Genomic DNA, 13,420 nt, shown 5'->3' with positions numbered 1-13,420 from the left:
CCCTCCTTCGCTTAGAAACCCGCACGCGCCTCCAGCGCCCGGAATGCTGCCATCGGGTGATCGAAGCGCCCGCTCCCGCGAATTATCCGCCCCCACATGTCCTCTGAAGCATCGGCCTCTTGCAACAATCGCCAGACTCGCGCCTGAAGTGACAGGTAACTGACCCGAAAGTCGGCCGTCAGGCTCAGCCGGTCTATGACGGCTAAAAACCGCGTACCGGAGGGTTTACCTGCCAATCGCTGCCAAAGGGCTTGCCGGGACTGTTGCAACGCTTCGTCGCAGTCGCGCAACCACACCGTCGGCGTACCATAATCCGCGCCCGGAGCGCTCAGCCACAGATTGATGCCAGTCTGTTCACGATGACTGATCAACCGGTGCAGCGTGTCCTCGTCTGTCAACGGATTGCCCCATAGCAATACGCGGTCGTCCGCCACCGCCTGATTGATGATCGCGGGCGGAACCCGGGTAATACGGTTGTCGCGCAGGTCCAGCATCGTCAGATAAGGCTCATCCTTGACCCCGACAGGGCAGCGATTGATCGCCGTATTCCTCAGGTTGAGCTGGCGTAAATTGTTCATGCCCAGCACCACCGGCGGAACGCCCAACGGGTTGTCGCTCAGGTCCAGGGTTTGCAAGTGGGTCAGATCACTCAATTGTGAAGCGGCGCGCTCAGTGAATGCCAACTGTGTGGCTCGCAGATTGAGTGAGACCAGTTTCGGCAACTGCCCGATAACGGGCGGCAAGGCGCGCCCTGCGTCACCGCCCACGAAGAAAGGACGCAAATCGAAGCCTTCCAGATTCAACACTTCAAGGTTCGGAAAGCCCTCCAGGAACCCGTTCAGACTCTCGTGCTCGGTCAGGTGAAAACCATGCATCGACAATTCGATCACATCGTTGAGCCTGGCATTCAGCGTGGGTAATCGGTGAAAGTCCTCGAAGGTCAGGTCCAGCCTGACACCACGCAGTTGCCCGTCGACATAGACACGATCTTGCAGCGGCCCGCGTTTTTGCCAAATGGCGACAAGCTCCACGGCAAGCTCAGTCCTGACCCCGCGCTCCTGTTGCAGGGCGGTGTGCAGGACGTAGGCATTGTGCACGGCGATTTGCGCAGGGTTCATCCCCTCCGCCTCCTCATCGCCCATGGCCACGAAGGGAACGTCCATATCGGCAATGTCTTGTACCGCTTGATCGACCCATTCGGTCAAATCGACATTGAGCTGTTGCAGTTGCAGAGCCAGCAGGTCGATATACGCCTGCACCCTGCCCTCTGCCAGCAGCAACACCTGATCAATGCTCGCGTCGCTGATGTCCGGATAAATATCCTTGAACTGCAACTTGATCGCTTGCAACTTCAGGGCGTCACCCTGAGGGGTTGTCGGGTAACCGCCGCCGCGCAGTCCCTGCCGTTCAAAGGTCAGCCCCGTGTCCAGCCTTTGCAGGCCGAGCAGGGTATCGGCACGGGACAATGCCCGATCGCCGAGGTTGAGCCGCAACGCCTTGGCCGGGTCTGGTGACGTGAGGTGCAACGCCGAGCGTTCCTCGTCCGTCAGCACGCCGAGGACCGCGTCATAGACATCCGTTTGCCGGCCTTGGCGCAGGTAACGGTTTCCCACCTTGATGATGTTTCGGCAGTGAGGGCTGTCAAGGGGGCCGCAACGATCAAGCACCCGGCCAGAGGACGCACCGTCGAGGACCTCGATGCGCAGGTCTTTCGGCCAGCCGGGCAGATTGTTCAGCGAGTGCAATGCCAGCTTGTCCGTCTCGGCATTCGCGACCGAGCGCAGGTAAAAGCCTTCATAGACCCGGTCGAGACGGACATGCTGTTGGTATTGCCGGGCTTTGCCGTCCAGTCGCGCGAATACCTGCCTGGCCTCGTTCGCATCTGGCAGCGACGTGATGTCGATGCCATAGCGGTCGAGCATCTGCTCGATGGCGATTGTCGGCAGGTCGGGGTACTCGCGCTGAAATAGCCGGACCCATTCATGCTCCGACTTTTGCAGCGCTTCGTAGCGTTGGTTGAAAAGCACAGTGTCTGCTTCCAGACCGAGATCCTGATCGATCTTGAAGCGGCTGATGGTATCCGCCAATAAAGGGGTCGGTGGACGGCCCGTCTGCATCAACCGCAGCATGTCATCGTCGACCGCGCTGACCTTGGCGATCTGCGCCAGGACCTCATCGCTGAAGGAGGCCACCGAGGGGCCGATTCCACGGATCAATTCGATGCGAGGGTTCAAGGGCGTCGGCGCAACGGCCGGTTCCGACGCAGGACGGGCGCCCGGCTCTGCCGGATCGACGCTGGGCTCGCGGACGCGCTCCGCCATGCTATCGGCCTGCGCAGCGCTCCCATTGAGCGCTGACTCGGCACCCAGCATCGGCAACGCATTCAGCAAGCCAAACACCGTGCGTGTCCGGCCCTCCGAGCGTTGGCCCGGCGTTTTTCCATTGACCGCCTGATTCAGGCCATACCCGGCGTCAATGAGCCCGGCCAATGCCAGCACCCCCTCGCCTCCTGGGACAAACAAGGCGAGCGGACCAAACCGGTTGACCCATTGCACAACGGGTTCGACGACGGCGCTCAACTGATCCCGGTTGACCTGCGCATCGTCACGGATGGCCTGAAGCTCTGCCCGTGCGGCCTGTTTCATTGTCATTAGCAGGCGGGCAAAAGGGTCGGTCGCCGCCGCCGGATCATCGAAGCCGATGTAATCGTTCGGGTCCCAATAGCCATCGTTGTTGAAGAAACCGGCGTTGTTGCCCAGCCAATGTTTAGCCGGATAAATCGCCATGCCATCCAGCGCTGTCAGAACGCCGGCGTGAAACGTTCCATCTTCGCGATCGTCCTCGGCAAAGTGACGGGCCAAGGCCTGCCTGGTCGCGTCGAGCTTGCCCTGCGTGGCAACCCACTGGCGCAACTGCGCGGTATTGGCGAATTCATGCAGCGGGGAAGAATTGCCAGGGATGTACACCAGCACACGGGCACTGACGGTGTCACGGAAGGCCCAGATATCGGTCGCGGTGTAGCGGTACAGTTTCAGAAGGCCGAACTTGACGGTTGAAGGCACGCGAGTCGGTGCTTGCAGCTGCTCAAGGGTCAGCGTTTGCCAGGACTGATCGGCGGACAGACCTGCCGCCCGCATCGCCAGCGCCAGACCTTCTTGCGTCAGGCGTTGTTCATGTCTCTGCAACCAGGCCGCCATGACGAACGCCGCCTTGACCGACGTTCTCAATGCGGACGGTCTGGCCGCCACCTGCACAGCGTCGGCTGGCCATGCCTGATCGAGATACGCTTGGTACAGGTCCTTGAGCTCCAGCTCCCAGACCCATTTCTTGAAATCGGCGGGCCTGAGATTGAGCTGAGTCAGCGGCCCATATACCTGCGGGGTGGTCTGCCGGTAGATGCCTTCATAGGTCTGGTGATTGCCGCTGCCGTGATCGGCGAATTCGTCGACGTGCTCGACAATCCGAATCGTCGGTCCCACGTCCGGCGGCGTGTACAGGCCGAACGCCGTCTCGGCAAAACGCCCGTCACCCACCGTCTGGTCGTTGGACAGCAGCGCGTGCAGCAGCGACCGGGAACTTGCCACTCGTCCCTGCTCGAAACCGTTCTCGGCAGGATGACCCTTGTAATGGTAATCGAGCGTGACCAGCAAGGCCGTCTGCGGGTCGATGCCCGCGCCCCACTTTTGCTTGATCAGGCATTCGCCGAACTGGCCTGGGGATTGTGGCAAGGCGAGATCGATAACGGCTTTCAGTTCATCACGCCATTTCGGCGCCGCCGACGGTGTCGGGCTATCAGCAGACTCGTGAGCGATGTCGTTCATTGAGCGGCCCCCGAATGGCTGGGCCCCGGGACTGGCGGCGCAGGATGGCGCATCAGCGCCGCACCGGTGAGCTGCCTGATCAATGCCCGACGTTCATTTTTGAAGTTATCGAAAATGGCGTTCAGGCGTTCGGTGGCCACTGGACGGGTGAGTTCAGCCTGCCTCTCCACCTGGGCAAAATCTCGTGCCGAGCGGTCGGCGATTGCCAGGAAACGATCTGGATTTGACACCTCCAGATACTCCACCCAAAACCGTTGGATGATCATCCATTCCAGCAACGCGCTGGTGCGTTCGGTGGTCAGGACTTTCTGATAAGCCCGTTCCAGCGCCGCCGGCGCCACCTGGACATCCAACGCCGATGTCACCATTCTGGGCTGAGCCGGCAAGCTCAGGCGTTCGGCCAGCCCCACGCGATACGCCAGACTGATTTCCAGAGCTTGTTCGTAGCTTCCGGACTGTGGACCGGTGCGCGCATTGATATCCGCCAGCGCAAACCCCTCGACCTCATGCAGCCTGAACAACCCCCTGAGCAGGGTGATCAGTTGCTGCTCCACCGAAGCAGGCCCGGTGAGGGCTGCGGCCATGGCCCGATAAAACAACACCTGCACTTCCATCTCACTGAAGAGTGCGGAGTAGCCATCAGCGCTGAACCTTCCGACCCGGGCCAGACGAAACAGCCTGCGTCGCAAGCCATCATCTTCCGTCGCAGCCTCCACGACACTCCACACCCGCTGGCTGAAGTGGCTGAACAGTCGTTTGTAATCGGCCGTCTCGGACAGTTGCGCAAGCATAGTGAAAAAGCTCCTGGATTCCGGATAGGCACGCAATGAATCCCACAACCCGCGCCTGCGCCGGGTTTCGGTAGAGCCAAGCCCGGTCAGCCACGCGGAACTGTGAGCCTCGGTCGGCGAGTAAGCGCCTGAGCGACGGTAGTCCGAAGCAATGATCCCCAGGCTTACACCGGTCTTCTGCTGATGCACCACGACCTTTTTCAACGTGTCGGCGGACAGAGGATTGCCATACAGGTTGGTGCCTTTGTTCGGGACCGCATGCCCCTTGAAGACATCCTCAGGCAGGATTTCGATCTGATTGTCTCGTAAATCCAGCTCACTCAGCCTGGGCAAACCGGAGGCGCCCAAAGGCCAGTTTTTTATCCCGGTGCCTTGCAGGTTCAGGTGTTCCAGGTGCTGCAACTTGCTGACATCGGGAGCCCTCACAAGGTTTGGGTTAAACGCCAGGTTCACTGATTGCAGGCTGGTCATATCAGCCAATTGAGTCACCGACTCAGAGGTCAGTTGAATGAGGTTGTCGCTCAGATCCAGATGAACCAACCCGGACATTGAGCTCAACGCCAGCGGCAGCCTCGTCAGTTGATTGCCTCTCAATGACAAGCTTCGAAGAGTGCGGAAGTTTCTCAGGAAGGCGTTCAGCCCGGCGCTGGCGCCCACGCCGTCCAGCACCAACCTCTCGACGTGGCTGAAGTCCCCGACGATAACCGGCAATTCGCCCAGAGGCTGGGCGTCAAAGCTGAGTGTGGAGCGTAGGTTAGCGCCCGCTTCACTCGCCTCGGGCTCGTTGCGCCAGCAGCGAATGATCGCCTGAGCGATGCGATATTTGCTGAGACGACTGACCTCCTGCCTTGAGCCATCGGGCCGCAGATACCAGGTTTGCCGACTGACCCAGTGACTCAGTACCTGCCTGATGGTCTGAAATTGCAGCCTCAACGCTTCCAGCTTCTTCAAGACGACCGTCACGTTCTGCCCCAGATCATTTACCAACGCGTGAATGCGAACCGGGGAATGCATCGGATACAGTTCCAGCGCCCTGCGGACCAGGACGTCTTGGGTGGTTTTGATGAGCACGGGCCTCGGCATAACGGGAGAAGACGACGTGGCGGGCCTGTCTGCCAGCCGCATGGGGGAGGTGTAGCCTGCTCGCGGGGGGCGTGCATCGATCAGTTGCGCGATGGCGGTTCGCCGTGTCAGGGCGAGCTGCGTTATTTTCTCTCGCAACGCTGCCCCGCCGTCGCTCAGGTTAACGCCCAGTGCTGTTTTGAGCGGCGTCGAGAGTCCATGCCAGAGGGCCTTGAAATACTGTTCGCGCGTGCGACCCGCGAATGCGGTGGCGGGAGCAATGTCGTCGATCGACACGCTGTATCGATCAGGATGGACGTCGATCTGCAGCTTCTGCGCAGCGTCCGCCGATCCAATGCTGGTCGACTCGCTTTGCACACCTGACGAAGCCTGTAACTGAACCCTGGTATTACCCGTCCATCCCGGCAGTTGCTCAAGGGTGTCGAGCACCAGGCGGTCGGTGGCCAGCCCACCCACGGCATTAAGGTACAACCCTTCGTAAGCGCGACTGACCTGCACCCGCTGCAAATAACGACGGGCTTCCTCCGCCAGACGCAAGGGTAAGTTGCCCTCCTCCAGGCTGCTCAACTCCGCAGCATCGGCATGCCGCACCAGTTCTTCGGCAATCGCCGAGGGCAACTGGGCGATCTTGTCGATCAACACCGTGACCCGGGCATCACCCGGCACTTCAGTACGTTTGTAAATTCGCTCGAACAGCGCGAGTTTGCTGCTTTCGGCTTGATCGGCAATGAGCTTTGTCAGGGCCTTTGCGCGCGCGCTTGCGTCCTGGGTAGTGGAGCCCAGAAGGCTTTGGCGTTGGGCGCTGTCCATGGCTGTCAGCAGCGAGGTGTGTAATTGGCCCTTATGCAAAGCATCCTGATTGAGGCTGACGGTGTTCCCCGGTAACGCCGTGGCCGCGCCATAGAAACCCGTTTGCCTGCCTGCGGCAGTGACGACTTTGATGGCCGAGTTGTCTGGCCAATGACGGGACGTCGTCAGCAGGTGCAATTGCAGATCCGGGTCTGCCAAGACTGCCGACGGCGGGGTTTTCAACTGCTCGATAAAGTCGGTGACCGCAGCATCCGCCCGAAACCGCTGCACTGTATCGACCAGCAGTGCCGGTGGCCGGCTGCGGTCGACGTGTGCCTGGCGCAAGACCGTGTCCTCGATCCCGCAGACGGCAAGGATGTGCGTCGCCGCGGTATCAGGCACCTTGTCGCGGGTGTAACCGAAACGGCGAAACAATTTAAGCCGATCCCATTCTTGCGGCAGCTCAGAGTCATGGCGCCACGCCCCGACATCGTTGGTTTCGAGCTCGGGTGAATAGGTGCCGCCGCTCCCCACCGGGGCAATCACCTCCCACAGGTCCGTCGCCGTTTTTGGCCGCACGGCATACAGATGTGTATCGATTGGAAGGTACGCCTGACCGTCCATCCAGTGCAGTCCTCTCGCATCCGCTGCGAGTGCCGGGGGTAACCGTCGGCTCTGTTGATACACCGTGAGATCGGGATTCCACAGACGGCCCCGAGCGTCCACACCCGGGACCTTTCTCAGGCGCTCGATGAAGACGGATGTCCTGATGTTTTTAAACGCGGTACCAACAGCCGCCGAACCAGCGGCAAAAGCGGCCATCAGGATCAGGTTTTCGATGGTATCGAACAGATAATCCGTGGCTTGCTCCTGCTCGCCCCTGGACCAACTGGCCACGCCTTCATACACCTCCGACAGCAACTGCATCACCGTCACAGCCAAGAGGATGTGGCCAACAAACGGCACAAACGATGCACCGAACAACAGGACATTAAGGCTGATGGCCTTGTAGGTCTCCAGCCGGTCCAGTCGGGATTTTTCGTCTTCATCGTCCGTGGGCACCACCAGAAGCCGGGCATCGGCGATGACCTGGTTCGCATACTGACGAAAAATTTCCTCGAACATGTCGCCTTGTATATCCACACCCGACAGCGACACGTAGACACTGGTCGCGGGAAGCGGCGAGGAAACGGGGACGGACAAGCGTTTTTCAAGGGCTTGCAGAAACGCGGACCGTTCACCCAGCTTGATGTAGCGCATGAAGAATTTTTGGAACGCGGAGGTTCTCAGACGCTTACTCAGTTCCACCTCGAAATCCGTGAAGGACGCGTATTCCTTCAATGGGTGCAGCGGGTCATCCGGCAGGTAGACCACGCAGCGGTAATCGTCATCGTCATGCTCCTCGACCGGCCCGATAAACATCGCGCCATTGACCGTGACATCAAACATTTCCAACGCCTGGTAACCCAGCGTGTGGTTGCCAAGTTTGACGGGGCGCTGTTCCTTGACTGACTTCAATGCCTGGTGCATTTCGACACTGATGGCTTTTTTCATCAGCGCGACATGCCGCTGTACTTCAAAGCTGTTCTTGGCGTGTGCAACATACTTGTTAGATAAGTGGTTGATACCGGACGCTGGCTCAAACAGTGATTTGACATGCGCCTGGTATTGTTTTCCAAGATCAAGTTTGCGGCACAACGCGGCGAACTCATGCGGCTCTATCGATAAGACTTTATTGACTGTGCCGGTGATGGTTTGCGGGATATAAATTAACGATGTATCGCTATAGTTTCCGGCCAGTGTTTCGCTGAGTTCAAAATTTTCACAGGCGGCCGACAGCAGATCCCGATCAATCGGCAGCACCAGTTTCTTGCGAAGTCCCAGCAGGCTGGACGTTGACCGCACGTGCTGGAAAATGACGCCCTGCGTATCCAGTGGCGTACCCAGCTTGTCCGACATGGCTTGAGCCAGTAAGGGACGACAGACGCTTTCAGGCGATTTGAAGCCCTTCAGGAGGTCGGCAAGTTCACCTCTTGAACGATGGCTGGCGGTCAGGCTTTCATAAAGTTCACTTCGCCGTTGACTTGAGGCAGTCAACAACCAGGCAGGAGCATTACTTTTAATCAGATCAAAAAAGACACCCTGTTGATCTGGCGTCAACACAGGCGTGTTTGAGTTTGTGGGCGGAGAAGACATTGTGATCACTCGAAACTGACTAGGATCGCTAGCCTATCGAGCCACTTTTTTAAAAAGCGCTATCTATATACCGCCACAAAAAAACGGTCGCTTTCACTGCAAGGCAGTGCAAGCGACCGTTAATTTAAAGTGTTACCAAAAGCGTTGCTGGGTCAACCGGCTCCACCAGCTCAGTAATACGCGATCCACCGACCCACTGGCCGCCATCCCGATACGCTCTTGCAGGCTTTTGCGTTCGGCGTAATGCAAATGGTACAGCTCCGACTTCTTCGCTCGTTCAGCGAGGTATTCGTCGCTGGTCTTGAGTTCGTCCACCAGTTGCTTGTCCAGCGCGGCAATGCCAAGCCAGATTTCACCGGTGGCCACTTCGTCAATGGCCAGTTGCGGGCGATAACGCGAGACGAAGTTCTTGAACAACTGATGGGTGATGTCCAGGTCTTCCTGAAACTTTTCGCGGCCTTTCTCAGTGTTTTCGCCAAACACAGTCAAGGTGCGCTTGTATTCGCCAGCGGTCAGGACTTCGAAGTCGATATCGTGCTTTTTCAGCAAGCGATTGACGTTAGGCAACTGCGCCACGACGCCGATCGAACCCAGAATCGCAAACGGGGCGCTGATGATCTTCTCGCCGATACACGCCATCATGTAGCCGCCACTGGCCGCGACCTTGTCGATGCAGATGGTCAACGGCACGCCGGCATCGCGGATGCGCGCCAGCTGCGAGGACGCCAGGCCGTAGCTGTGAACCATGCCGCCGCCGCTTTCCAGACGCAGTACCACTTCGTCTTTGGGCGTCGCCAACGTCAACAGTGCCGTGATCTCATGGCGCAGACTTTCAGTGGCCGACGCCTTGATGTCGCCGTCGAAATCCAGCACGAATACCCGCGGCTTGGCCTCGGGTTTCTTCTTTTGTTTTTTATCGGTTTTAGCCTGGGACTTGCGCAAGGCCTTGAGCTGGTCCTTGTCGAGCAAGGTTTGCTCCAGGCGTTCGCGCAGCTCTTTGTAGAAATCATTCAGCTTGCTGACTTGCAACTGGCCGGCCGATTTGCGCCGACCTTTGCTGCGCAGCGCCGCGAAACTGGCCAGGACCACCAGAATGGCGATCACCAGTGTCACGGTCTTGGCCAGGAAACTGGCGTACTCGGACAAAAACTCCACAGTGACTCCTTCAAAACGATGCGCGGCTTAAAACACGCGCGGGACAACGCCAGCATACCCATGCTCCGCCTCGGCGGCCAGCCGTGAAACCTCTGGCAACAGGCCTGTAACGGGCATTTCAAACAAGCGTATGTTTTTTCATTGACAGCTCACTGTCATCCTCATAACCTCGCCAAACCTTCAACGTACCGGGATGACGCGGACGTGGGCAGCATCTATCTGATTCGACATGGCCAGGCCTCCTTTGGTGCAGACGACTATGACGTCCTGTCGCCGACCGGTGTTCGCCAGGCAGAAATCCTCGGCCAGCACCTCGCCGAGCTGGGTGTCAGCTTTGACCGCTGCCTCTCGGGCGACTTGCGCCGTCAGCAGCACACCGCCACCAGCGCGCTGGAACAGTTCGCTGCCGTGGGCCTGCCGGTGCCGCCCCTGGAAATCGATTCCGCCTTCAACGAATTCGACGCCGACGCGGTGATCCGCGCGCTGCTGCCAGCCATGCTGGAGGATGAACCCGAAGCCCTGGACATCCTGCGCAATGCCGCGCAAAACCGTGCCGAGTTCCAGCGCATCTTCGCCCTGATCATCGAGCGCTGGCTTGCCGGCACCTATGACACGCCGGGGCTTGAAAGCTGGCTTGGGTTTGTCGAACGCGTACAGGCCGGTCTGCACCGCCTCCTCGAAAGCGCCGACAACACCCAGAAAATCGCCGTGTTCACCTCCGGTGGCACCATCACTGCCCTGCTCCACCTCATTACTCAGATGCCCGCAAGGCAGGCATTTGAACTGAACTGGCAAATCGTCAACACCTCGCTCAACCTGCTGAAGTTTCGCGGTCGCGAGGTGGCACTGTCTTCTTTCAACAGTCATGCGCACTTGCAGCTGTTGAAGGCACCGGAACTCATCACGTTTCGCTGAGTCCGGACTATTGTGACCCTGGCTGTAATCACCCAGCTCTAATTACCCAAGAAAGGATCGAACCATGACCTCCGTAGCTGATGCCGTACAAGCAATGAAAGCCAAGTTCAACCCAGCCGCTGCTGCCGGTCTGGACCTGGTATTCGGTTTCCGCATCGACGATACCCAGAATTTCTCGCTGGTCGTCAAAGATGGCGCCTGCGAGCTGCAGGAAGGCGAAAATCCTGACGCCCAGGTCACTCTGGTGATGGACGGCGAAACCCTGCAAGGCATCGTCGACGGTTCGACCGACGGCATGCAAGCGTTCATGGGCGGCAAACTGCGCGCTGAAGGCGACATGATGCTGGCCATGAAACTGTCCGAGCTGTTCCCAAGCTAAGACGGCGGTTCCCGTCTTCGGGAACCTCTCTGGCTGCACACGAATCCCGCCCCTTGTGGCGGGATTCGTCGTTTTCCGCCCCCGCGAATCGGCTACCGGTGAATTTGCCGTCTATATTCCTTGTGGCCGCATGCGTCAGACATCGGCTGTTTGCCCCTCGATGAATTGACGGAGCGCACTGCCATGAGTCCACCTGACAACCACGAAGGTCTGAACCGCCGACGTGTACTGCAAGGCCTTTCGGCAGGCGCCGTCGGTGCCTGGATCAGCCCGCTCATCGCAGGGAGTAAAACCATGCCCGACACCCCGGCCGACCTCATTCTGTACAACGGACGCCTGCACACCGTCGACCGCAAGAAACCCCAGGCCAGCGCCGTCGCGATCAAGGACGGACGCTTCGTGGTAGTCGGCAGCGACGCCCAGGCCATGGCCCTGCAAGGCCCCGGCACACAGATCGTCGACTTGCACGGACGCACGGTGATTCCCGGCCTCAACGACTCGCACCTGCACCTGATCCGCGGTGGCTTGAACTACAACCTCGAACTGCGCTGGGAAGGCGTGCCATCGCTGGTCGATGCCCTGCGCCTGCTCAAGGACCAGGCCGACCGAACGCCCACACCGCAATGGGTGCGGGTGGTCGGTGGCTGGAACGAATTCCAGTTTGCCGAGAAGCGCCTGCCGACGATTGATGAACTGAACAAAGCCGCACCGGACACCCCGGTGTTCGTGCTGCACCTTTACGACCGCGCCCTGCTCAACCGCGCGGCGCTGAAAGTGGTCGGTTATACCCGCGACACGCCGAACCCGCCGGGCGGCGAAATCCAGCGGGACGCTAATGGTGATCCCACCGGCATGCTGATCGCCCGCCCGAACGCGATGATTCTCTACTCGACCCTGGCCAAGGGGCCGAAGTTGCCGCTGGACTATCAGGTCAACTCGACCCGCCAGTTCATGCGCGAACTCAATCGCCTCGGCGTGACCAGCGCCATCGATGCCGGCGGCGGTTATCAGAATTACCCGGACGACTATCAAGTCATTCAGCAGCTGGCCAAAGACCAGCAACTCACCGTGCGCATCGCCTATAACCTGTTCACACAGAAACCCAAGGAAGAGCTGACCGACTTCAAAAACTGGACCAGCACCTCCCATTACGGCCAGGGCGACGATTTCCTGCGGCACAACGGTGCCGGGGAAATGCTGGTGTTTTCGGCGGCCGACTTCGAAGACTTCCTCGAACCACGCCCGGACTTGCCGCAAACCATGGAACAGGAGTTGGAACCAGTAGTGCGGCATCTGGTGGAACAGCGCTGGCCATTCCGCCTGCATGCCACCTACAACGAATCCATCAGCCGCATGCTCGACGTGTTCGAGAAGGTCAATCGCGACATTCCGTTCGACGGTTTACCGTGGTTTTTCGATCATGCGGAAACCATCACCCCGCGGAACATCGAGCGGGTCAAAGCCTTGGGCGGGGGCATCGCCATTCAGGATCGCATGGCTTTCCAGGGCGAATACTTCGTCGACCGCTATGGCGCCAAAGCCGCCGAACACACGCCGCCGATTGCGCGCATGCTCGCCGAAGGCATTCCGGTGGGGGCCGGCACCGATGCTACGCGGGTGTCCAGCTACAACCCCTGGACATCGATGTATTGGCTGGTCAGCGGCCGCACCGTTGGCGGACTGGAACTGTACCCGCAAGGCTTGAGCCGCGATACGGCGCTGGAACTCTTCACCCACGGCAGCGCCTGGTTTTCGTCCGAACAAGGCAAGAAAGGCCAGATCAAGGTCGGGCAACTGGCGGATCTGATTGCACTGTCGGCGGACTATTTCCACATCGACGATGAAGCGATCAAATGGATCGAGTCGGTGCTGACCATTGTCGACGGCAAGATCGTCTACGGCAGCGTCGAGTTTGAAAAACTCGGGCCGCCGCCGATTCCTGTGGTGCCCGAGTGGTCGCCCGTCGCCAAGGTGCCGGGCCACTGGAAACCCGTGGCGCCACTGACGGCGCAGGTGCATCAATGCATCGGCGCGTGCGCGGTGCATGCGCACAGCCACGAGCGGGCGCGATTGTCGTCAGCGCCGGTCAGCGACTTTCAGGGGTTCTGGGGCGCGTTTGGCTGTTCGTGTTTTGCGTTTTGAACAATGATTCCCCCACACCCACTGGGGGTCTGCCTCAGGCATGACTCCCAGGCTGTAGCCGCACTCGCGAATCCCCCCTTCTTTAGCGACCGCCGACATCGCAAACTCGTCTAAAAAACTGTTAGTTCTTACAGGTGCCAGCACAAGGA

6 protein-coding genes are annotated in these 13,420 nt (G+C 59.4%); 3 read left to right on the top strand and 3 right to left on the bottom strand.

Annotation, left to right across the window (positions count from 1 at the left end; translation table 11 throughout):
- Positions 1-11: 11 nt before the first annotated feature.
- The 3 genes from AB4N91_RS10335 to sohB form a co-directional block, all read right to left on the bottom strand.
- Positions 12-3,821 (bottom strand): dermonecrotic toxin domain-containing protein, encoded by a 3,810-nt coding sequence (locus AB4N91_RS10335; RefSeq protein WP_460112391.1) that lies wholly within the window; start codon positions 3,819-3,821, stop codon positions 12-14.
- Positions 3,818-8,680: an NEL-type E3 ubiquitin ligase domain-containing protein gene (locus AB4N91_RS10330; RefSeq protein ID WP_460112390.1), complete on the bottom strand. Its 4,863-nt coding sequence runs from the start codon at positions 8,678-8,680 to the stop codon at positions 3,818-3,820. The genes AB4N91_RS10335 and AB4N91_RS10330 overlap by 4 nt, the downstream gene beginning before the upstream one ends.
- Positions 8,681-8,812: 132 nt before the next feature.
- Positions 8,813-9,835, bottom strand: a complete 1,023-nt coding sequence (gene sohB, locus AB4N91_RS10325) for a protease SohB (protein WP_010460936.1) — start codon at positions 9,833-9,835, stop codon at positions 8,813-8,815.
- Positions 9,836-10,039: 204 nt separating this feature from the next.
- Here sohB and AB4N91_RS10320 point away from each other — a divergent pair, with 204 nt between their 5' ends.
- The 3 genes from AB4N91_RS10320 (at position 10,040) to AB4N91_RS10310 (ending at position 13,271) form a co-directional block, all read left to right on the top strand.
- The gene (locus AB4N91_RS10320) at positions 10,040-10,750 is read left to right on the top strand and encodes a histidine phosphatase family protein (RefSeq protein WP_172791129.1); all 711 of its coding nucleotides are present in this window, start codon (positions 10,040-10,042) and stop codon (positions 10,748-10,750) included.
- Between the two features lie 64 nt (positions 10,751-10,814).
- Complete coding sequence (locus AB4N91_RS10315; protein WP_010460940.1) at positions 10,815-11,129, top strand: SCP2 sterol-binding domain-containing protein; 315 nt, start codon at positions 10,815-10,817, stop codon at positions 11,127-11,129.
- Positions 11,130-11,423: 294 nt separating this feature from the next.
- Positions 11,424-13,271 carry an amidohydrolase gene (locus tag AB4N91_RS10310; protein ID WP_010460943.1) on the top strand — a complete coding sequence of 616 codons (1,848 nt, stop codon included), beginning with the start codon at positions 11,424-11,426 and terminating at the stop codon, positions 13,269-13,271.
- Positions 13,272-13,420 lie beyond the last annotated feature (149 nt).

The organism is Pseudomonas sp. H3_D04 (assembly GCF_054669175.1).
The sequence above is the reverse complement of the archived record's forward strand: the minus strand, read 5'-3'. Positions and strand labels throughout refer to the sequence as shown.